The 21,549-nt window shown below is 75.5% G+C and carries 17 protein-coding genes; 9 read left to right on the top strand and 8 right to left on the bottom strand.

The features are described 5' to 3' along the window. Nucleotide 1 precedes the first annotated feature (1 nt). The 3 genes from ACFYPD_RS07950 (at nt 2) to ACFYPD_RS07940 (ending at nt 4,738) form a co-directional block, all read left to right on the top strand. Nucleotides 2-1,798, top strand: a complete 1,797-nt coding sequence (locus ACFYPD_RS07950) for a hypothetical protein (RefSeq protein ID WP_387110195.1) — start codon at nt 2-4, stop codon at nt 1,796-1,798. Beyond that, a complete protein-coding gene (locus ACFYPD_RS07945; RefSeq protein ID WP_387110193.1) occupies nt 1,795-3,450 on the top strand; it encodes a hypothetical protein in 1,656 nt (551 codons plus the stop codon). Before ACFYPD_RS07950 ends, ACFYPD_RS07945 begins: the two co-directional genes overlap by 4 nt. A gap of 424 nt (nt 3,451-3,874) precedes the next feature. Next, nucleotides 3,875-4,738 (top strand): peptidoglycan-binding protein, encoded by an 864-nt coding sequence (locus ACFYPD_RS07940; protein WP_387110192.1) that lies wholly within the window; start codon nt 3,875-3,877, stop codon nt 4,736-4,738. A gap of 15 nt (nt 4,739-4,753) precedes the next feature. Here the strand turns inward: ACFYPD_RS07940 and ACFYPD_RS07935 are convergent, their stop codons facing one another. From ACFYPD_RS07935 to ACFYPD_RS07925, 3 genes are read right to left on the bottom strand one after another with little or no spacing between them, the layout of a single operon-like run. Next, entirely contained in the window at nt 4,754-5,845 is a 1,092-nt protein-coding gene (locus tag ACFYPD_RS07935) for a hypothetical protein (RefSeq protein WP_387110190.1), read from the bottom strand. 55 nt (nt 5,846-5,900) lie between these two features. After that, nucleotides 5,901-6,674, bottom strand: a complete 774-nt coding sequence (locus ACFYPD_RS07930; RefSeq protein WP_387110188.1) for a nucleotidyltransferase domain-containing protein — start codon at nt 6,672-6,674, stop codon at nt 5,901-5,903. A gap of 44 nt (nt 6,675-6,718) precedes the next feature. Continuing rightward, a complete protein-coding gene (locus tag ACFYPD_RS07925; protein WP_387110186.1) occupies nt 6,719-7,654 on the bottom strand; it encodes a diacylglycerol/lipid kinase family protein in 936 nt (311 codons plus the stop codon). A 155-nt stretch (nt 7,655-7,809) separates the two neighbouring features. Between ACFYPD_RS07925 and ACFYPD_RS07920 the strand changes: the two genes are divergently transcribed. Together ACFYPD_RS07920 and ACFYPD_RS07915 are read left to right on the top strand one after the other, a co-directional pair. Further along, entirely contained in the window at nt 7,810-9,096 is a 1,287-nt protein-coding gene (locus tag ACFYPD_RS07920; RefSeq protein ID WP_387110184.1) for a hypothetical protein, read from the top strand. Between the two features lie 145 nt (nt 9,097-9,241). After that, complete coding sequence (locus ACFYPD_RS07915) at nt 9,242-9,919, top strand: hypothetical protein (RefSeq protein ID WP_387110182.1); 678 nt, start codon at nt 9,242-9,244, stop codon at nt 9,917-9,919. A 45-nt stretch (nt 9,920-9,964) separates the two neighbouring features. Here the strand turns inward: ACFYPD_RS07915 and ACFYPD_RS07910 are convergent, their stop codons facing one another. Next, nucleotides 9,965-11,224, bottom strand: coding sequence for a glycoside hydrolase family 6 protein (locus ACFYPD_RS07910; protein ID WP_387110180.1), 1,260 nt, complete (start codon nt 11,222-11,224; stop codon nt 9,965-9,967). Nucleotides 11,225-11,445: 221 nt separating this feature from the next. Here ACFYPD_RS07910 and ACFYPD_RS07905 point away from each other — a divergent pair, with 221 nt between their 5' ends. The 3 genes from ACFYPD_RS07905 to ACFYPD_RS07895 are packed head-to-tail and all read left to right on the top strand — an operon-like array spanning nt 11,446 to nt 15,834. Further along, entirely contained in the window at nt 11,446-13,764 is a 2,319-nt protein-coding gene (locus ACFYPD_RS07905; protein WP_387110178.1) for a transglycosylase domain-containing protein, read from the top strand. 37 nt (nt 13,765-13,801) lie between these two features. Continuing rightward, nucleotides 13,802-15,208: a CoA transferase gene (locus ACFYPD_RS07900; RefSeq protein ID WP_387110176.1), complete on the top strand. Its 1,407-nt coding sequence runs from the start codon at nt 13,802-13,804 to the stop codon at nt 15,206-15,208. A 20-nt stretch (nt 15,209-15,228) separates the two neighbouring features. Beyond that, nucleotides 15,229-15,834, top strand: a complete 606-nt coding sequence (locus ACFYPD_RS07895; protein WP_387110174.1) for a YdeI family protein — start codon at nt 15,229-15,231, stop codon at nt 15,832-15,834. Between the two features lie 9 nt (nt 15,835-15,843). Here ACFYPD_RS07895 and ACFYPD_RS07890 read toward each other — a convergent pair whose 3' ends face one another. The 4 genes from ACFYPD_RS07890 to ACFYPD_RS07875 all read right to left on the bottom strand — a co-directional run bounded on the left by ACFYPD_RS07890 (nt 15,844) and on the right by ACFYPD_RS07875 (nt 20,060). Next, a complete protein-coding gene (locus ACFYPD_RS07890; RefSeq protein WP_387110173.1) occupies nt 15,844-16,437 on the bottom strand; it encodes a TlpA family protein disulfide reductase in 594 nt (197 codons plus the stop codon). Continuing rightward, nucleotides 16,434-16,865, bottom strand: a complete 432-nt coding sequence (locus tag ACFYPD_RS07885) for a hypothetical protein (RefSeq protein WP_387110171.1) — start codon at nt 16,863-16,865, stop codon at nt 16,434-16,436. Before ACFYPD_RS07885 ends, ACFYPD_RS07890 begins: the two co-directional genes overlap by 4 nt. A gap of 71 nt (nt 16,866-16,936) precedes the next feature. Continuing rightward, nucleotides 16,937-18,994 (bottom strand): M6 family metalloprotease domain-containing protein, encoded by a 2,058-nt coding sequence (locus ACFYPD_RS07880; RefSeq protein ID WP_387110169.1) that lies wholly within the window; start codon nt 18,992-18,994, stop codon nt 16,937-16,939. A 163-nt stretch (nt 18,995-19,157) separates the two neighbouring features. Then, the gene (locus tag ACFYPD_RS07875) at nt 19,158-20,060 is read right to left on the bottom strand and encodes a dihydrodipicolinate synthase family protein (protein WP_387110167.1); all 903 of its coding nucleotides are present in this window, start codon (nt 20,058-20,060) and stop codon (nt 19,158-19,160) included. A gap of 235 nt (nt 20,061-20,295) precedes the next feature. Between ACFYPD_RS07875 and ACFYPD_RS07870 the strand changes: the two genes are divergently transcribed. After that, nucleotides 20,296-21,522 (top strand): PucR family transcriptional regulator, encoded by a 1,227-nt coding sequence (locus ACFYPD_RS07870; protein WP_387110165.1) that lies wholly within the window; start codon nt 20,296-20,298, stop codon nt 21,520-21,522. The last annotated feature ends 27 nt before the right edge of the window (nt 21,523-21,549 follow it).

Genomic DNA, 21,549 nt, shown 5'->3' with positions numbered 1-21,549 from the left:
CATGACGATCACCTGGAAGAAGGACCTGCCGCTGCCGATGGCGCGGCCCCGGTACTACGACTACGAATACCTGCGCGCCGACGACCTCACCCAGGCGCTGGACTACCTGCTGGCCCGGCAGAACCTGGCCGCCCGGCTGCTGCGGCCGGTGGGCGTGGTCAGCGGCCTCGACCTCACCGCCACCGGCGGCGACGTGACGGTCGGCCAGGGCGTGGCGATCGACGGCGACGGCAACGTGATCGTGCTGCCGGAGAACCGGCGCGCCACGCTTCCGGGTGACGGCACCTTCTTCGTCTGGATCGAGTACCACGAGTTCCTGACCGACCGGCGCGACGAGGGCGGCGTGGCCGCGGAGACCCGGTGGACCGAGGAGGGGCTGGTCAAGGTCAGCGCCACCGCCCCCACCGACGCGGCGCACGCGGTGCTGCTCGGCAAGGTGGCCCGCACCGGCGGCACGGTCACCGTGCAGGGCACCGGCCGGCAGGTCGCGGGGCTGCGGGTGCCGGTCGGCGCGATCGTGCCGGCCGTGGGCGCCGGGTCGCAGGCCGGCATCACCTTCCCCACCGACCCGGGCGGCGGCACCGGCGACGAGGCGTACGTCCGCTACTGGCCGTACAGCGGGGAGAACACGATTCTGCGGATCGCCAACAACAACGACCCCGACGACCTGATCGCGTTCACCCAGTACGGCGCGGACCGGCTGCGCATCGGCGGCGGCATGCTGCACGTGGGCAGCCTGGAGGGCGCCGTGGTGAGCGCCGGGCAGGTGGTCAGCGCGCTCGGTTTCTGGGGGCCGGGTGTGCAGCACGCCCAGTTCTCGTTCCGCGCCGGCAAGGGCTTCGAGCTGGTCGACCGGAGCGCCGACGGCCCGAACCTGGCCTACACCGAGGGCAGCAAGCCGTACGCCGACCTGGCCGTGAAGGAGCTGCGCGCGGCGACCCTGCGGGGGCGCGGCGGGCTGTCGGTGATCGCCGAGGGCGCGCTCGGCCTGCGGGCCACCGGCGGGGTCAGCGTGGTCAAGGACGGCAGCGGCAACGGTGACCTGACCGTCCAGGGCAGCGCGTGGGTGAACGGCAATCTCACCCTGCCGAACTGGAGCTGGATCAACGGGGGCACCCGCCTGCACATCGGCGGCCCGGAACGCCTGCACCTGCTCAACGCCGCCGGCGTCTACGTCGGCTTCGGCGGGGTCGCCGGCAACGACAGCGGCAGCCTCTTCGTCGAGAAGCGCGGCTCCTTCGGCAGCGACGTCAGGATCAGCGGCTCTGCGGTGGTCGGCCCCGACACCCCGCCGCCGGCCTCCTGGAGCGGCGGCGGCGTCAGCACCTTCGACCTGTTCGCCTCCGCCGCCATCTACCTCGGCCGGGAGTCCACCGGCTACACCATCAGCCTCAACGCCGGCACCGGGGTCATCAAGGGCAAGTCGAAGCAGTTCGCCATCGACCACCCGCTGGACGCGCCGGACGCCACGCAGCGCCGGCAGCTCATCCACGCTGCGCTGGAGGGGCCGGAGAACGGCGTCTACTACCGCGGCGAGGGCCGGCTGGACGACGGCACGGCCACGGTGGAGCTGCCCGCGTACTTCGAGGCGTTGACCCGGACGGAGGGGCGGACCGTGCAGCTCACCCCGGTCTTCGAGGACGACGAGCCGGTTTCCGCGCTGGCCGCCGGCCGGGTCCGGGACGGGGCGTTCCGCGTCCGCACGGTCGACGGCTCCCCCGCCTCGCACGCCTTCCACTGGCAGGTCACCGCGATCCGGGCCGACCTGGAGCCGCTCGCGGTGGAGGTGCCGGCATGATGCCGACCGGCTGGTGCCCGGGCACCCGCACCGTGACCGGCATGCTCGGCACCTACCCGGGGACGAGCTGCGTGCGGATCTTCTTCGGGCCGGGCGACGGGCTGCCCGCGGCGGCCTGGACCGACCCGCGGCAGCGGCTGTCCCAGGCGCCCGCCGACGCCGACGTGATCGTCTCGCACAAGGACCCGGAGGTGGACGCCGCCGCGTTCGTCGCCGCCTGGCAGGCCACCGGCCGGACCGGCCGGTTGATCCTGGTGCCTCACCACGAGCCGGAGCAGCAGACCGGCGGCGACCCGGCCCCGGCCGCGTTCCGCACCTCGTGGACCCGGACCCGCACCCAGGTGGGTGACCATCCCGCCCGGCACGACGGCCGGTTGCGGCTCGCGGTCTGCTGGACCCTGCAATGGGTACGCCGGGTCGACGCCGCCGGACGCCGGGTCAACGACTGGCGCACCTGGTGGCCGGAGCACGAGGCCGACGCCGTGGACCTGGTCCTCGCCGACTGGTACCCGTACGACCCGACGGCCCGCAACCCGTTCCGCCCGGCCGGCTACGAGGAACCCGCCTCCGCCCTGGCGATCATGGTGGAGCTGGCCCGGGCCACCGGGAAGCCGTGGGGCATCGCCGAGATCAACCATCCGCGGATCACCACGGCGGGCGGTTTCCCCGCCGACCTGGACCCGGACGGCAGCCGCTGCGCCGCCTGGTACCGGCGAATGCACGCCTGGGCGAAGGCGAACGGCTGCGAGGTCTGGTCGCACTACCACCGGGACGAGGGCGACCTCACCGAGCGGAAGACGGAGCAGCAGGCGCTGCGCGAGCTGATCGCCGCCGAGGCGGCCGCGCCCCGCCGGCTCGCCCCGGCCCTGGAGACGCTGCGCGGCGAGCTGACCCGGCGCTGGCCGGGCGCCGGGCGGACCGTGGCCGACGCGACCCACCACGCCGACCACCGGCCCAACGCCCGGGGCGCCGTCGACGCGCTCGACGTGGACGTCACCGGCGTGGACACCGCGGCGCTGCTGGCCGCGTTCCAGCGCCACCCGTCGGCGGCGCACTGGATCCACGCCGGCGCCGCGGCCCGCGCCGACGACGGCTGGACCCGGCGGCCGTACGCCGGCGCCGACCCGGGCCGTGACCGGCTGCACGTGGGCATCCGGTCGACCGAGGCGGCGGAGCGGGACCAGCGCCCGTGGGGCCTGGTCGAGGAGGCCGGGTCCGACGCCACCCGGTTCCTGGCGCTGATCAAGGACCCGGCGGTGGCGCTCCAGCTGCGCGCGCTGCCCTGGCAGTACGTCGGCGGCGGCATCCCGAAGGGCATGTCCACGCTCGGCGTGCTCAACGAGATCGTGCAGACCGTCCGGGTCATCGGCGAGACCGTCGCCCGGCAGGCCGCAGACCCGGCCCCGGTCCGGGCGGCGCTGGCCCGGCTGCCCGAGCCGCGCCCGGCCGCCGACCCGCCGGAGCCGTCCGGTCGGGCGGATGGCGGCCCGCCGGCCCCGGCCGGTCCGCCCCGGACGCCGGCCGAGGTCGACGCGCTCGCCGACGCGGTGGCCGCGCGGGTCCTCGGCGCCCTGCCGGCGCACGCCTCCGGGGTCTCCGGCGGGGAGCTGACGGCCGCGCTCCGGACCGCGCTGGCCGAGCTGGCGGGCTGACCTGCGAGCGAGCGGGCCGCCCGCTGGCTCGTCCGATCGGGTGAGCGCGTGGCCCGGGTGGCGGAGCGGTGGGGTCCGCCGATCCCCGGGGTCGGCCCGCCGGTCGGCGGGCGGCCGGCACGATCGGCGGGCCGCGGCGGCCGCCCGGGTCGGCGTGGCGCCGATAGCCGACTCAGGTATTGCGCCGGTGACCTGCGGTTTCGACAGTGGACACAAGCTCCGCCGCGCACGCCGCGGCGGTGATCCGCCGGCGTGTCGCGCCGCCGCGCGACGCCGGCCCGAGCAGGAAGCGGAGGCACCGCGATGGACACCGCCACCATCGACCCCGACTACCAGGTGACCGTCTTCGAGGAGGACGACGACCCGGAGACCCTGATCGGCGACGAGATCGAGTACGACCTCGCCGCGGAAGAGGAGCAGTGACGTGAGCGCTCACCTGGCACCCGCGCTGGGGGTGCTGCGCGACGAGATCAACGCCCGGTGGCCGCACCGGGACCACAGCTCGGACGGCTGGATCGGCGACGCCGCGCACCAGGCGCGCCGCTCGGACCACAACCCGGACGGCGACGACGCCTCGGTCAACGCCCTCGACGTGGACGTCGACGGCATCGACCCGCTGCTGGTGGTGCGGCACGCCATCACCCACCCGTCCTGCCAGTACGTGATCTGGAACCGGACGATCTGGAGCCGGACCCGCGGCTTCACCGCCGCCCGCTACACCGGCAGCAACCCGCACCAGAAGCACCTGCACGTCAGTGTCAGCCACCAGCGGTCGCTGGAGGACAGCCGGCGGTCGTGGGGCATCGCCGGCGCGGCGGTGACCCGGCTGGGTGACCGGGTGTTGAAGAACGGGTGCCGGGGCAGCGACGTCCGCGAGTTGCAGACGCTGGCCAACCGCCTGAACGCCCGGCTCACCGTCGACGGCGCCTTCGGGCCGCGCACCGCCGCCTGGGTCCGGGCGTTCCAGCAGTCCCGGAAGCTGACCGTGGACGGGGTCGTCGGCCCGGCCACCCTGGCCGCCGTGCGGCAGGCCACCGCCCGACCTCAGCCGCAGCCGCAGCCGGGGCGGGCGCCCGGGTGCCGCACCCTGAAGCGGGGCAGCACCGGCGAGGACGTGGCGTTCGTCAAGCGGTTCATCGGCGCCCGCCGGTGCGGTCCGGCCGGGGTCGACTTCGACGCGGGCACCGAGGACGGGGTCCGCTGGTACCAGCGGATGCGCGGGCTCGACGACGACGGCGTCGTCGGCCGGCTCACCTGGGGGCAGATGGGCGTGCGGATCACCTACTGACCGGTCGGGACCCGGTCAGCCCTGCCGCAGCGCCGGCATGGGCACCGGCACGGCGAGCGCGGTCGCCCCGGCGCCCGCGCCGCCCTCGCAGGTGTTCGGCGGCACGGTGCCGATGCCCCGGGTGGCCGGCCGTTCCGCCGCCCAGAACATGAAGCCCAGCATGCCGGCCGTGCTGCCCGCGCCGTGCGGGGCGACACTCTGCACGTACGGGGCGGCGGTCTTCTGCACCGAGTTGGCGTAGTTGACGCACTCGGGCAGCGGCTTGCCGCCGTAGGCCAGATAGACCGCCCCGGTGAACTTGGCCGGGGCGAGCGGGGGCACCGGCGGGTTGTACTGCGGCTTGCCGTCGACGTGTTCCTGCCAGTCCGCCTGGGCGGTGCTGGCCGAGGCGGGCCGGGCGGTGACCATGGCGTTGGCGTAGTCGAGCACCGGGGCGTCGGTGCGCAGCCAGTCGGCGGTGGCCTTGCGGTTGAGGTCGATCAACCAGCGGTCGCCGGCGGCCACGTCGATGGTGAGCCGGGCCGGCGGGCGGGCGCCGGTGGCGTCGTAGGGGTGGACCGCCCGGTAGGCGTCGATGAAGGACTGGAGGCCGGTCACGTTCGGACCGGTGTTCTGCTCGTAGTCGATCTCGATGCCGACGCCGAGCCGGGTGGCCACCGCGGCGGCCCGCTGCCCGAGCAGGGTGGGGTTCTCGGCGAGCGCGGTGTCCCAGTCGTCGGTGTAGGTGATGCCGCCGACGGAGAGCATCACCCGGATGCCACGGGCGGTGAAGTACTGCACGATCTCGCTGGTCATGCCGCGGGGCACCCCGTCGAGGGTGGTGGCGTCGGTGGTCTGGCGCAGCAGGTCGAGCGGGTTGACGAAGCTGAGCACCACGAGGTTGACCGAGGGGCGGCCGTCGCCGCGGTCGATCAGCCAGTGGTTCTGGCTGTCGAACTGGGCGACCGTGCGGGCCGTGCCCCACGTGCAGAAGTCGTTGCCGCAGTGCCAGGCGCCGTAGACCTGGACCGGGGTGGCCGCCAGCGGCGCGGGCGGGGGCGCGGCGACGGCCGGGCCGCTGGTGGCGAGGACGAGCAGGAACGTGGCCAGGAGTACCGAGCGTCGCATCAGGACCTCCCCGACTGTTCAGTACGCCTTATTTACAGTAGGGCGACGAGCTGCGTCAATGCGCTGCGGCGATCCGGTCCAGCACCCGTCGCTGGAAGGCGCGGGCCTCGGGTCCCGCCGGCGGCGGGGCGCCCCGGCGGGCCGCGATCGACCGGTGGATCAGCTCGGCGTCCGGGTCGTCCGCTGCGAGCCGCCGCCCGGCGTCCACCTTGCCCAGCCAGACGCCGTCGCGGCAGCGGACCAGCGCGCGGCAGGCGCCCAGCACCGCGTCCTCGGCGCCGGGGGCGGGTGCGTCGCCGGGCGGGGTGGGCAGCGCCAGCCACCAGCGCAGGGCCTCGACCAGAAGCCGCCGCAGCTCCGCCGGCCCCGGGTCGGCGAAGACCTCGGCGGCGGGCGGGCCGAGCAGGGCCAGCCCCGACTGGCGCAGGATGCTGCGGTCCAGCGCGTACCAGAACCGCCCGTCGGCGGCGGGCCGCTCGGCCGGGTCGTAGGTGGCCCGGAACGGCATGGTGGCGCCGGTGTTCACCTCGACCTCGAAGCCCGGCTCGGGGGTGCCGGAGCCGGCCACGTCCCGCCGGTAGACCACCAGCTCCAGGCCCCGCGCCGGGCAGGGCAGCGCCTCGTGCCGCAGCCGGTCCACCAGCGCCCGCTTCGCCGGCCCGTCGACCGGCCGGGCGACCACCAGGGCCACGTCCACGTCGCTGCGTCCCGGCTGGTACACGCCCAGCCCCACCGAGCCCGCCGCGTACGCGCCGACCAGGCCGTCGCCGAGCACGCCCCGGGCCCGCCCGACCAGCTCGTCGAGGTAGCGGCGCACGTCGTCGTCCATGCCCGCATCCTGCCCGGTCGGGGTCGCGGCGACGCGGGGCGGGGTCAGGCCGGCGGGTCCGGGCAGCAGACGGTCAGCCCGCCCGGGACCACCGTCACCTTCAGCCGCTTCGCCGTGCCCCGCGCGCCCCCGTCCAGCTCGTACGTCTTCGGCTCGGCGAAGCGGACGGTGACCTTCCGTCCCCGGGTGATCCGGACGAACGGCGACTCGTCGGAGCGGCCGGCGGCCATCCGGCCCAGCGTGCGGGCCCAGTCCACGGCGCCGCTGGCGGTGGAGACGCCGATCTCCAGCGCGCCGTCGTCGGGTCGGGCGTCGTCGAAAGCGGGGATGCCGCCGGTGATGGTGCCGACGTTGCCGAAGAGCACGCAGCTCGCGTCGCCGTCGAACCAGTCGGCGCCGTCGACCTTGATCCTGGTCCGGACGCACTCGCCGCGGACGTGCCGCAGCCCGGTCCAGACGTACGCGACGCGGCCGAGCCGGCCCTTGAGCCTGCGGTCGGCGTCGCGGATCAGGTCGCCGTCGAACCCGGCGCCGGCCATCACCGCGAAGTGCTCCCCGTTGAGCCGGCCCAGGTCCAGCTCGCGCCGCCGGCCGTGCAGGGCGATCCGGAGCGCCTCGGGGAGGTCGGCGGGGATGCCGAGGTTGGTGGCGAAGAGGTTGGCGGTGCCGGCGGGCAGGATGCCCATGGGCACGTCCGATCCGGCGAGGGTGTCGGCGCACCGCTGCACCATGCCGTCGCCGCCCCACACCAGGATCAGCTCGGCGCCCTTGTCGAGCGCCTTACGGACCTTCTTCGGGGCCTTGCGGCTCTTCGGCACCTCGTACCAGAGGAGCCGCCCGACCCCGGCGGCGACCAGGCCGGCGCGCAGCTCGTCGAGACCGCCGCCGAAGGTCTTCTTCCGATGGGCGACGACCGCGACCACGCCGGCCGGCGGCACGCCGGTGTCGGTGGTGGGGCGGTCGGCGGTGCTCGTGCTCATGACCCCCGTTGGTACCCCGCCGCCGCCTTTCCCACGCCTGGCGGCCCGGCGACGCGCCCGATTCCGATCAGCCGCCTGCTGTAATCGACCGACCTCGTTCGGTAGAGTACGGGCGTTGATCGCCGGCGCTGCCCGGTGGTCGGAGGGGTCCCGGGATGACTCGACGCGGCGGACGGCTGACGCGGGTGGTGCTGCGCCTCGGCCTGCTGCTCGGCGGGGTCGCGGCCGTCTGGGGCGCCCACGAGGTCGCCACCGGCACCGCCGCGCACGCCGCCGAACGCCCGCCCGCCGCCCCGCTCACCGCCGTCGTCGACCTGCTCACCGACACGCTGGGCCCCGTCCTCGGCGCGGTGACGCCGCCCTCCGACGACGCCACGGCCGCGCCGCTGCCCGCGGCCGGCGGCCGTCCCGTTCCCGGCGACCGCGCCGACGCACCACCGGACCAGCGGGTCGGCACCCGGCCCGAGCGCCCCCGACCCGGTCCCGCCACTCGGCCCGGGTCGGCCCCGGACGGCGGGTGGGGACCGGCCGACCGGCGGCCGACCCCGGGCGCCCGCCCGGACGGCCGGCGGTCCGGCGCGACCCGCGACGACCCGCGGCGACCGGCCGACCCGCGGCGCGCCCCGAGCGGGCGGGACCGGCGGGCGGGTGCCGGCGGCGGGCTCGACGCGGCCGTGGCCCCGATCCGCGCCCGGGGGCTCGACCCGGTGACCGAAGCGCTCCGGCCGGTCACCGACCCGCTGCGCGACGCGGTGCTCGCCCCCGTCGCCGGCGCGTTCCGACCGGTCACCGACCCGCTGCGGGACGGGGTGCTCGCCCCGGTGGCCGGCGTGCTCGCCCCGGTCACCAAGCCGCTCGCCCCGATCCTCTCCCCCGTGTGGCGCGCCCTGGAGCCGGTGTGCCGGCCGTTGGATCCGATCCTGGCACCGCTCACCCCGGTGACCGATCTGCTGGATCCGCCCACCGGTCCGGTGACCACACCGCCACCCGCCACCACCCCGCCCGACACGTCGCCGCCCTCCGCCGGCGGACCCGCCGATCGGCCGGCCCCGCACCGGCCCGCCGCGACCCCGAGGGTTCCGGCCGACGCCACCGAGCACGCCACCGAGTACGCCACCGACCACGCCGCCGGGCGCGATGCGCGCCCGGCCACCACCAGCGGCCCGTCGGACGCCACCGCTGTCGGGCGGCCCGACGACGGCGGTTCCGGACAGTCCTCCCGGCCGCGCCCGTTCCGGTCGGAGCTGGACCGGGTCCCGGCCGTGCCGGCCCCGGCGGGCAGCAGCGGAGCGGCCGGATCGTCGGGCACCGGCCACGGTTGGGCTTCCGTCGTCGGCGCCACCCCCTGGGCCCCGCCGGCCCTCGCTGGCCAGGGCAGCAGCCCGACCGACGGCCCGCCGCCGGCGTCGCGCTCGCCCCGCCCGGGCACCCGGCCCGCCTGACCGGCCCGCGGTAGCGGCCGCCGCCGCGTACCGCACCCGGTTTCCTCCCCGCGACAGCTGCACGGCCGCTCACGGCCGGCGCCGGCCGGCGACGACTCCCGGCGCCCTCCCACTTACGCCATCACCCTGGTTACCAGGAGTCTTCATGAGCACAGGCACACCCGTCGTCCGGGCCCGCTGGTGCGACATCGGCCGCATCGCCGATCTCGTCGCCGAGGCCCTCTCCCCCACCGCACTGGCGTCGTGGCTCGTTCCCGACACGCAACGCCGCACCGCCGTACTGGCCGCCGTGGCCCGAATCTGGACCGAACACGCGATGCTCTTCGGCGACGCGTTCCTGCTCGGGGACGGCAGGGCGGCGACCGTGTGGTTCCACCGCTACCGGCCGATCCCGTCGCCGAACCGGTACGCCGATCGCCTCGCCGCGGCCGCGGGCCCGGACGAGGAGAACTTCCTGCGGCTCGACGAGGCGCTCGCCGTCCGGCGACCGGCGGAGGCACACAACCACCTCGCGTTGCTGGCCGCGCCCGGCCCGGCGGCGGCCCGCCGGGCCGCCGCCGTGCTCGTCGGGGCGCAGCGGTGGATGGACACGCTGAGCCTGCCGACGTACGCGGAGGTGTTCACCGAGACCGACCGGGACCTGTTCCGGCGGCACGGGTACGCCGACCGGGAGGCCATCGCGGGACCGGGCGACACCACCACCCACCCGATGTGGCGGCTCTCGCCGCTCTGGGGCAGCCGGTCCGGCGACAACGGCCGCTGGCCGGCGCGCCGGATCACCAGGACCCGCAACGGCCGGGCCACCGGGTGGGCGCTTCGTTGAGCGGGATCCGGGCCGGGGCGGTCGGCCGCCCCGGCCCGGGTCGGTTCAGCGCAGCGGCGGGTTGGCGTACCGCACCAGTTCGAGGGCCTGCTCGTCGAACCAGGCGCCGGCGGCCGGGTCGGCGATGCCGCCACGCGCCGGGTCCCGCCCGGTGCCGGTGCCCCGGTCGCACTGCCCGTCGGACTGACCGGGCGTCTTCACCCAGAGGAACGCGTCGGCGAGCGGGTCACCGGTGGCCGTGGTGGGACGGAGGCCCAGCCCCCGGTCCGGCGGGTTGCACCAGGTCTGCGGGTCCGGCCAGCTCACCCCGGCCGGCGCGGTCCACGGCCCCTGCCCGTTGCGGCTGGTGTCCACCACGAAATGGGCGAGCCGGTCGGCCGGCACGTCGCCGATGTTCTCGGCGTACCAGGCGTCGGTGCGGACCCAGGTGCTGAAGTCGGCCGGATCGGCCGGCGAGTACTGGCTGGCGCACCACTCGAAGTGGCCGCGGGCCCACTCGGGACCCGCCGTGCCGTAGTGCACGCACTTGGAGATCCAGTTGCCGTACTTGAGCTGGCGCTCGGTGGTCTCGTAGTTGGAGACGTTGAGGAAGAAGCCGTCGGCCCGGCCGACGCCGGCCTTGACCAGCCGGTCGGCGGCGTCGCCGACGCCGAGCCAGGCGCTGTGCGTGCCGTCGAGGTAGACGCTGGTGCGGGGCAGCGCGGTGAGCTTGTCGACGGCGTAGTTGAGCATGGCGAACCGGTCGGCGGCGGCCGTCGCCGGGTCCGCCTCGGCCGGGCGGCACCAGTCCTGGCTGCCGTTGATCGTGGTGTACCAGGGGATGATGCCCAGGCCGTCCGGCTCCAGCATGACGGCCACCTCGTGGCCGCCGATGCCCCGGGCGAAGGCGTCGATCCACTGTTCGTACCCGGTCACGGAGGTGGCGCCGCCGGCCGAGTACTGGGCGCAGTCGCGGAACGGGATGTTGTAGGCCACGAGCACGGGCACGGTCCGCTTGCCGGCCGCCCGGTGCACCCCGGCGTTGACCGTCCGGGTGACCGTCGCGGCGGAGCCGCCGGTCACCCACACCGCCTGGGGCGTACGGATCATGGCGCGCAGTCCGGCGGCCTGCCGGTGGTGCCCGGCGGCGGTCAGCTCGGCGATCTGCGCCACCGCGCCGTGGTCCGGTCGGGGGGTGTAGAACCGCACGCCGTCGCGGATGTCCGCGCCGGCCGGCGCGGGCGAGAAGGGCACTGCCGCGGCGAGGGTCGCGGCGACGGCGGCGACGCCGGTCAGGGCGCGCCGCCGGAGGGGAGTCAGGGCCACGTCATTGCTCCGGAAGGGACGGGGGAACGGGCGATGGGAGCGTTCCCGCAGCTCGTCAGAGCCTGCCCGGAGCAACCGCGGCTGTCAATGTCCCGGGCCGGTCGACGCGATCCCGCCACCCGAAAGAACGCCGGAGGCCGGTGCCGTCGTCGCAGCTCCGCTAGCCTGCGAGCCGGGCAGGGACACGATTCGGCCGAGCAGTCGGAGGGTATCGGGTGCGGATGCTTCAGACCGGTGACAACGACGACGCTGACGGCTCCGCGACCCCCACGCCGGGGCGGAGGCGTCGACGGCACCGCCTGCTGGCCGTCCTGGCGGTGTTCGCGCTGCTGGCCGGCTCGGGCCTGGTGGCCGGCGGCTACTACTTCGACAGCGTGCCGACCCCTACCGACCTCAAGCTGCCGGAGTCGACCACCGTCTACTACGCGGACGGGCGCACGCCGATGGCGAAGCTGGGCGCGGAGAACCGCACCATCGTCCCCTACGACCAGATGAACGACTCGGCCAAGCAGGCCATCGTGGCGGCCGAGGACCGCACCTTCTGGACCAACAAGGGCGTGGATTTCAAGGGCGTGCTCCGGGCGGCCTGGGCGAACGTCACCGGCGGGCAGCGGCAGGGCGCCTCCACCCTCACCCAGCAGTACGCGCGGGTCGCCGCCGACCTGCGCGGGGTGACCTACTCGCGGAAGCTGCGCGAGGCGGTGGTCGCCTGGAAGCTGGACGACACCTACAGCAAGGAGGAGATCCTCGGCTTCTACCTGAACACCGTCCCGTTCGGGCGGGGCGCGTACGGGATCGAGGCGGCCGCGCAGGCCTTCTTCGGCAAGACGGTGCGCCGGGACGCCCCGCCGCAGCAGCAGCTCACCCAGGCCGAGGCGATGGTGCTCTGCGCGATGGTGAAGCAGCCGGAGGCGGACCCGGCCGACCCCGAGGGCTCCCCCGGCTACGACCCCCGGCGCAACGCCACGGCCAAGCAGAACTCGATCGACCGCTGGAACTACATCCGCGACGGCATGGTGAAGCTCGGCTACCTCACCTCGGAGCAGGCGGCGAACCTGGCGTACCCGGACTCGGTGCGGCCGATCGACCCGAATGCGGGCCGCTCGGGCCTGGACCGGCCGACCGGCCTGGTGGTCAACCACGTGCTCAGCGAACTGCGGGAGACCGAGCAGTTCCGCGGCAAGCCGGACGAGGTGATCCGCGACGGCGGCTACAAGATCGTCACCACGATCGACAAGCGGGTGCAGGACGCGGCGGAGGCGGCCGCCGACATCCGCCGGGACACCGCACCGGAGGCGGTCCGCGGCCAGCCGAAGAACTGGCAGGCCGCGCTGGTCGCGGTGGAACCCGGCACCGGCCGGGTGCTCGGCTACTACGGCGGCAGCAGCGGTTCCGGCGCCGACTACGCCGGCTGGTACCGCGACGAGAACGGTCAGGCCCGCGGGTTCGGCCAGCACCCGCCGGGCTCGTCGTTCAAGGTGTACGACCTGGCCGCCGCCGTCGAGAACGACATCTCGGTGAAGCAGCGGTTCGACTCGCCGGACACCAAGGAGTTCCCCGGGTCGGGGCGGACCAAGGGCAGCCCGGCCGGCCCGATCCGCAACGCCGAGCACGCGCCCTGCCAGCCGAACTGCGCGCTCTGGGAGGCGACCGTCGCCTCGCTGAACGTCACCTACTTCGAGCTGACCGAGAAGCTCGGCACCGCCAAGGTGATCGACATGGCGAAGCGGGCGGGGGTCGAGTCGATGTGGGAGACCGTCAAGGGCAACCCGCAACCCCAGCGGGTCGACCTGCGGGACGGGTCCGCCGACGAGGTGGCCCGGCGGTTCTCCACCGAGGTCGGCATCGGCCAGTACGGCATCAGCGTCCAGGACCACGCCAACGGGATGGCCACGTTCGCGGCCGGCGGCAAGCGTGCCGAGGCGCACTTCGTCCGCTCGGTGACCAAGGGCGACGAGAAGGTCTGGAGCGAGCAGCTCAAGCAGACCGACCTCGGCCTCGACCAGGAGGCGATCAACCAGCTCGACTGGACGCTGCGCCGGGTCAAGGCGGCCAAGCTGGACAACGACTGGGACTCCGCCGGCAAGACCGGCACCTGGCAGGCCGGGCAGAGCACCACCCAGAACGTGCACACGTGGATGGTCGGCTGGACCGGGGCGCTCGCCTCCGCCGTCTGGCTGGGCACCACCGACGGCAAGCCACTCAAGACGAAGGACGGCAGCTACGAGGTCTACGGCTCCACCGGGCCGGGACCGATCTGGCGGCAGTTCATGGCGGACGCCACCGCGGCGTTGAAGCTCGACCCGGACAAGTACCGGTTCGCCGAGCCCGCGTTCCCGGACGACGCCCCGGAGACCACCGCGCCGACGACGCCACCGGTGACCTCCTCGCCCACCCCGTCGGCGCCGCCGACGCCGAGCCCGACCCCGTCGCGCCCCAGCCCCACCCCGAGCGAGCGGCCGACCTCGCGGCCGACCATCTCACCCTCGCTCAGCCCGCTGCCCAGCCTGTCGCCGTCGAAGACCCGGCGACCCCGGTGAGCGCCGGACCGCCGCCGGCGGTGGGATGATCGACGGCATGGTCAACTCAACGGTGGACCCGATCCGGTCGGCCTGGGCCGCGCTCGGCGGGCACCCGGCCGACGCCGCAGCGGTGCGGCCGGCCGGTCCCGCCGGGGTGCTGCCGGCCCGGCTGCCGGTCACCGACCTGGCCGTGGCCTGCGTCGCCGCCGCCGGACTGGCCGCGCTGGAGCTGGCCCGGGCCCGCGGGGCCGGGACGGACGGCCCGCTGACCGTGGACAGCCGCGCCGTCGCGGTCTCCTTCACCAGCGAACGGCACCTGCGGGTGGACGGGCAGGGGTTCAGCGGCTTCGCCCCGCTGTCCCGGTACTGGCCGACCGCCGACGGCTGGGTGCGTACCCATGCCAACTACCCGCACCACCGGCGGCGGCTGCTGGCCGCGCTCGACCTCGACCCGGCGCGCCCCGACGACGAGGCGCTGGTGGCGGCGGTGGGCGAGCGGGTCGGCGCCCACCCGGCCATCGAGGTCGAGGAGCGGGTCACCGCGGCCGACGGGCTCGCCGTCGCCGCCCGCACGCCGGAGGAGTGGGACGCCCATCCGCAGGCCGCGGCGGTCGCGGCGGAACCCCTGGTCCGGCTGCGGGCCGAGGCTCCAACGGCGGCCCGCGCCGCGCCGGCCGCGCCGCCCGGGCTCCCCGCCGCCGGGGTACGCGTGCTCGACCTGACCCGGGTGATCGCCGGCCCGGTGGCCACCCGGTTCCTCGCCCTGCTCGGCGCCGACGTGCTGCGCGTCGACTCCCCCGGGCTGCCGGAGCTGGAACCACAGCACCTGGACACCGACGCCGGCAAGCGCTCCACCCTGCTCGACCTGGGCCGGGCCGCCGACCGGGCCCGGTTCGCGGCGCTGCTCGCCGACGCCGACGTGGTGGTCACCGGCTACCGGCCGGGGGCGCTGGACCGATGGGGTCTCTCCCCCGAGGCGCTGCGCCGGCACCGCCCCGACCTGGTGGTGGCGCGGCTGTCCGCCTGGGGCGGCACCGGCCCGTGGGCCGGGCGGCGCGGCTTCGACAGCCTGGTGCAGGCCGCCACCGGCATCGCCGAGGTCGAGCGGCGGCCGGACGGCACGCCGGGGGTGCTGCCCGCCCAGGCGCTCGACCACGGCGCCGGCTACCTGCTCGCCGCGGCAGTGCTCCGGGCGCTGGCGCGGCGCGCCCACGAGGGGGGCGCCTGGACGGCCGAGCTGTCGCTGGCGCGTATCGCCCGGTGGCTGCGGCACGAACTGCCCGCCGCGCCGGCCCCGGCCGGCACCCCGCCCGACCCCGACCCCTGGTGCGCCGAACGGGACGCCCCCGCGGGCCGCCTCCGCTACGCGCTGCCGCCGGTCACCCTGCCCGGCGGTCCGCGTACCTGGGCGAGCCCGCCGACGCGCTGGGGCGGCGACGCGGCCGCCTGGTTGGCCCGCTGAGCCGGATCGAGGAGGGACCGATGGCGCAGGAACCGCCGGAGCTGGTGGTGCCCGACGCGGACGCCTGGCGGGACTGGCTGGCCGCGCACCACGACGAGCCGGCCGGTGTGTGGCTGGTGCTGGCCAAGCGGGGCGCGGCCTCGCCCACCAGCCTGACCTATGACCAGGCCTTGGACGAGGCGCTGTGCCACGGCTGGATCGACGGCCAGGTGCGGCGCCGGGACGAGGCCACCTACCGGCAGCGCTTCACCCCGCGCCGGGCGCGCAGCCCCTGGTCGGCGCGGAACGTCGGGATCGTCGCCCGGCTGGTCGACGAGGGACGGATGCGACCGCCCGGGCTCGCCGAGGTGGAGCGCGCCCGCGCCGACGGCCGCTGGGACGCCGCGTACGCCGGGCAGGCCGCCGCGGACGTGCCGGCGGACCTGGCGGCGGCGCTCGCCGGGAACCCCCGCGCCCGGGCGGTGTTCGAGGTGCTCACCGCGCAGAACCGGTACGCGGTCATCTACCGGCTCGGCACCGCCAAGCGGGCGGAGACCCGGGCGCGGCGGCTCGCCGAGTTCGTCGACATGCTCGCCCGGGGCGAGACCCCGCACCCGCAGAAGCGCCGGCCGGCCGCGCTGGACTGAGCCCGCCGGTCAGCCGGCGAGCACGAGCCTGGCCAGCTCGGTGTCGAGGGTGGCCGCGTCCACGCCGCCCGGCCAGCCGCGCAGCAGCGCGCCGCCCTTGGCGATCACCACCACGGCCGGGGGCTCGCGGACCGCGTACGACCGCCAGATCGCGCCGTCGGCGTCGAGCACGACCGGGTACTCGACCCGGTGCTCCCGCAGGTAGCGCTGGACGTCGTCGGGCTTGTCCTCGGTGGCCACCCCGACGAGGACGACCTCGTCGGAGTGGCGGCGAGCCAGCTCGCCCAGGGCCGCCTGCCGGTCGGCGCAGAGCGTGCACCAGGAGGTGAAGAAGACCAGCACGACCGGGCGGTCGGCCCACAGCTCGGCGAGGGCGACCGGGCTGCCGTCGGTGAGCGCGCCGGTGACGGCCGGCGCGCCGGGCGCCCCGGACGGCGCCGGGCGCAGCGCGAGACCCGCCGGCGCGGGTCCCGGGAGCGCCGCGGCCCCACCGGCGACCGGCGCCGGCGGGGTGGGCGCCTCGTCGCCGCCGGAGCAGGCGGTCGCGGCGAGCGCCGCCGCCAGCGCGACGGCGGCGAGCCGGACGGCGTACCCCCGGGTCATGACGGCACCACCGCGACCAGCGCCGGCCCTTCACTGTCGTTCGGGGTCAGGTCGACCGGCGGCTGGCCGTCCACCACCAGCCGGTACGCGTCCCGCGCGGCCAGGTCGACCGGCACGGCGAACTCGCAGTACGTCGGCACGCGCGTCACCTCCAGGTCCTCGGCGAACGTCGCCACCGACCGGCCCGGGGACAGCGCCCCCTCGGCGAGCGTCCGGCCGGCGGCGTCGACCACCTGGAACGGCGAACGGTTGTGGAAGTGGGTGTAGGGGCCGGTGCCGGCGCACTCGACGCCCGCCGGCCGGATGTTGATGTCCCGGACGAGCACCCGCACGGTCACCGCCCTCCGGGCCTCCTCGGCGTCACCGCACCCGGTGAGCGCGCCGGTGAGCAGCGACGGCAGCACGAGCGCTGCGAGCAGGCGCCGCATCTGTCCTCCTGGTCGTTCGGGGGCGGTGCCCGGGGCGGTGCGGCACGCGGTCCGCACCGCCCCGGGTGCGGTCAGCCGAGCAGCGCGCGGGGCCGTTCGACCCGGCACTGGCTGGTCACGGTCTTGCTCGGGTCGCTCTCCGAGGTGGCGGTGAGCGTGACCAGGGTGGTCGCGGTCGCGCCGGAGCCGGCGCCGACCGAGACGGCGACGGGGGTGCGGGCCCCGAACTCGGCCGTGGCCAGCTCGTTGGGCAGCTCCACCCGCCAGCCCCGGCCACCGACGCTCGCCGAGAGCCGGTAGACGTCGGACTTCAGGTACGCCCCGGCGTCCTCCGGGTGCGGCTGCCCGCCGGCCACGTACGTCCCGGTGTTGGTCAGGTCGAACGTGCAGGTTGCGCCCTTGCCGGTGGGCTTGCCCCGGGTCTCCAGGTGGCCCTTGGACAGCGCCACCCCGTGCGCGCTCGGCCCGGCGCCGTCCAGCGACCGGACGGCCACCGTGTACGCCAGCACCCCGTCGCCGTCGCGACGCAGGTTGAGCACGTAGAAGTGCAGCCGGTTGGCCTCGTCCACGTACTCGTACTCGCTGCCGGAGTTGGCCCCGGCGTGGAACAGCGCGTCGGACAGCTGCCGGTAGTCGCCCATGGTGATCTTCTGCGGGGTGCCGTTCGGCTGGTAGAAGTCGACCATGTCGATGTCCTGCGGGTTGGCGTCGACCACCCACACGAACGGCGCGCTGTCGGTGTTCTTGGTCTTGCTGATCAGCACGCCGTTGTCCGGGGTGAACGAGTCCGCGCCCATCCGGTCGACGACCTCGACCGTGTAGTTGTTGTACCGGCCGCCGTCGCAGAGCGGGTCGGTGGTGACGCTGCACGCCGGCGCGCGGTCGGTGTTCATCGCGATGTTGACGCCGGTCAGCCCGCCGGGACCGGCGTCCACGGCCCGGGCGGTCACGTCGGCGACCACCATCCCGGAGGCGCCCAGCCCCTCCCGGGACAGCCGCAGCACGTGCTCCTCACCGAGCAGCCCGATCTTCAGCTTGTCCCGCAGGGTGTGCAGCGAGCCCATCGAGCCGCCGTTGACCGGCGGGATCTGCCAGCGGGTGTGCGGCCCGCCCGGCCCGTTGAACGACCCGCGCGACATCATGCTCCAGATGCCGGTGTACGCCCGGCGCAACGGCGTGCCGTACGGGTTGTTGTAGTTGTCCCCGATGCTCAGCAGGTGGCTCAGCTCGTGGGCGTACACGCCCATGCCGGAGCTCTCCGCCTGGGTGGACGAGCCGCCGCCGGCGTTCGGCCAGATGGTGGCGGCCGCCTTCCACGAGGTCCACTCGACGTACCGGGTCTTCGCATAGTTGGGCAGGGTGGGGTCCGGCGGGCCCCACGCGTCCGGCACGTCCTCCTTGGTCTGGAACATCATCTGGCCGAACTCCTGCCAGGTCGACGACTCGTCCTGGCCGGCCGAGAGGATGAAGACCAGCTCGAAGCTGTCGGCCACCGCATCGCCGACCGCCGCGCGCCAGGCGCCGAGCCCGTCGGTGCGGATGTTCTTGGCGCACGCCTCCCCGGTCGGGCAGGCGCCGGGGTTGAAGCCGTTGTCGATGCCGTACTGGTAGGACTTCGCCGGCATCTCGTACGGGCCGAAGCCGCTGAGGTCCACCCCGTACCGGCCGTTGGAATCCTGCATCCAGTACTCGTGCAGGGTGTGTCCCCGGTTGAGGTCTCCCGGCTTGTTGAGGAAGTCGGTGTAGAACCCCGCGACCTGGTTGCGGGGCACGTTAGCGGCGGTCGCCTGCGGGTTGCCGAAGACCGTCGAGCCGGCCGGCTGGGTGATGACGAACGGCTGGTCCACATAGTCCAGGGTGACCAGGGCGATCTTGAAGTTGCGGACCGAGCCGCGCACCGTCGGGTCGGCCCAGTTCCGGCCCGGCACCTGCCGGTAGTCGTCCCAGGTCATCGTGTCCGGGTTCTGCCAGTGCTGGGGGTCGAGCGGCTGGAACGGGGCGGGCCCGGCCGGCGGGCCGTTGGGTGCGGCGGAGGCCGGCCCGGCGGAGCCGGTCGCGACCAGGACGGTCGTGACGGCGGCGGCCAGCACCGAGCGCCACAACGCACGCCTGGTGAGCAGAAGGCGCATCAAGGTCACCTCTCAGGTCCGGGCGGAGGGAGCGGGGTGATCAGAGGGCGCTCACCCGTCCGCATTGATCACGCCCGATCCCGACCCTAGGAGCCGGCCGGCGCGGCGGTCACCGTGCAGATGTCGGCAGGTGGACCGGCGACTTCCGACAGGTGCAGGACGGTCACGCCGCGGGCACCGGCCCGACGTCGGCCCGCTCGGCCCGCCGCAGGTCCTGGCACAGCCGCTCCTCCAGGTCGGGCGGCAGCGCGCCGCGGGGCGGCCGGCACGGGCCGCCGTACCGGCCGACCAGCCCCATGGCCAGCTTCACCGCCTGCACCCCCTCGGTCCGGGCGCCCCAGCCGAGCAGGGGGTGCAGCCGGGCGTAGAGCGGCAGCGCGGCGGCCAGGTCGCGGGCCGCGCAGAGCCGGTGCAGGCGCAGGCAGAGCCGGGGCAGGGCGTTGGGGCAGCGCGCGAGCCACCCGGTCGCGCCGCACACGGTCAGCTCCAGCAGCACGTCGTCGGCGCCGGCCAGCACGTCCAGGTGCGGGCAGAGGTCGCGGATCCGGTGCAGCCGGCGGACGTCGTCCTCCCGCACCGCCACCACACCGTCGGTCTCGGCGACCCGGGCCAGCAGGTCCGGCGTGAGGTCCATCGTGGCCTCGGCCGGATCGCGGCAGACCACCAGCGGCAGCCCGACGGCGGCCACCTCCCGGTAGTGGGCCACCACCTCGGCGGGGCCGCCGGGGTAGCCGACCGGTGGCGGGGCGAGCACCGCCTGCGCCCCGGCGGCCCGCGCCTGCTCGGCCCAGTGGCACGCCTGCCGGCTGCCGTACCCCCCGACGGCCGGCAACACGGCGCAGCCCGGCGGCGCCGCCTCCACGGCGGCGCGGACCACGTCGGCGCGCTCCCCCTCGGACAGGGCCGGGTACTCCCCCAGCGGGCCGCACGGGGTCACGCCCCGGCAGCCGGAGTCGCCGAGCCAGCGCACGTGCTCCTGGAGCCGGTCGTAGTCGACGGAGAGGTCGTTCCGGAACGGCGTGGGGACGGCGACGACGACGCCCTGCCAGGGCCTGGTTGCGGCCACGACGGTGTTCCCTTCTCGGCGGACCCGGCCCCGCACACGTTAGGGGCGTGCCGGCCGGCGGTCTTCCGACAGATGCCGGAACCCCGCCGCGCCGGGAGGTACGGCTGTCGCGGGGTATTGCGCGTCCGCCCAACATCATCGGAAGGTAGGCCGAGGGTCCTACCAGCACACGTCCGGCCCGCGCCGTGCGGAGACCCCGCCGGGACCCGGGCCGGTCCGGGGGAAGCGCATGCGCATGGAGTTGCAACGCATCGTCGACCGGGTCGCGGCGCGGGTGAAGCGTCCGGCACTCATCGAGGACCGGCGCCAGCGCGTCGTCGTCTACAGCGAACACACCGGGGTCATCGACGGGGTGCGCCGCAGCTCGATCCTGCGCCGGCACACCACGCCCGAGGTGATCGCCTGGGCGCGGGAGATCGGCATCATGGAGGCCCGGCAGCCCGTGCGTACCCCGGCCTGCCCCGACCTGGACCTGCTCCCGCGGGTCTGCGTGCCGATCCGGCACCAGGACCTGCTGCTGGGCTTCGTCTGGTTCATCGACGCGGTGGACGGGATGACCGACGAGGACATTTCCGTGGTGACCGAGGCGATGCCGGACCTGTCGCTGGCTCTCTACCGGGAGAACCTGCTCGGCGAGCTGACCTCGCAGCGGGAGGCGGAAGCGACCCGGACGCTCCTGGTCGAGTCCCCGGAGTCCCGGCGCGAGGCCGTCCGGTCGCTGCTGACCGACGGTGTGGTGGCCCGCGACGGGCAGGTCACCGCGCTGGTCGCGCAGCTCGCGGTGACCCGGGACGAGGTGCTCGACGACGCGGCGCGGATCGCCTTGGAGCACGCGCTGGTCGCCACCCGGCAGTGGGTGGGGTCGCGCGAGACCCTGCACCTGGTCCGGCACGATCACGGGGTGCTGCTGCTCTGCGGCGGGCGGGCCACCGGCCGGGTGGCGGCGGAGGACGCGGCCGCGCACCTCGACCAGGCCCTGCGGGCGGCGACCCGGGGGCTGGCGTCGGTGAGCCGTACCGTGCTCGGGGTCGGGGACGGCCGGCCCCGGCTGTACGACAGCGTGCTGTCCTACCAGGAGGCGTTCCAGGCGGCCCGGGTGGGCGTGCAACTGCCCGTCCTCGGCCCGGTGGTGCCCTGGGCCGATTTGGGCATCTACCGGCTGCTGTCCGGGGTGGACGCCGGGCACCTGGACGTCGCGCGGGTGCACCCGGGGCTGGGCCGGCTACTCGGCGACGAGGCACACCAGGTGCTGCTGGAGACCCTGGAGGCCTACCTGGACCTGGCTGGCAACGCCCACGCCACCGCGGAACGGCTGCGGCTGCACCGGACGACGCTGTACTACCGGCTGCAGCGGGTCGAACTGCTCGCCGGCACCGACCTCAAGGACGGCAACGAACGGCTCTGCCTGCACCTGGCGCTGAAGCTGGGCCGGCTCACCGGCCGCTACCAGCCGGACCGGTAGCCGGGGCGGGGCCCCGATGCCCCGCCC

This window comes from Micromonospora sp. NPDC005299, from assembly GCF_042872345.1.
Taxonomy (GTDB): domain Bacteria; phylum Actinomycetota; class Actinomycetes; order Mycobacteriales; family Micromonosporaceae; genus Micromonospora.
This window is presented reverse-complemented; position numbering and strand designations above follow the sequence as displayed.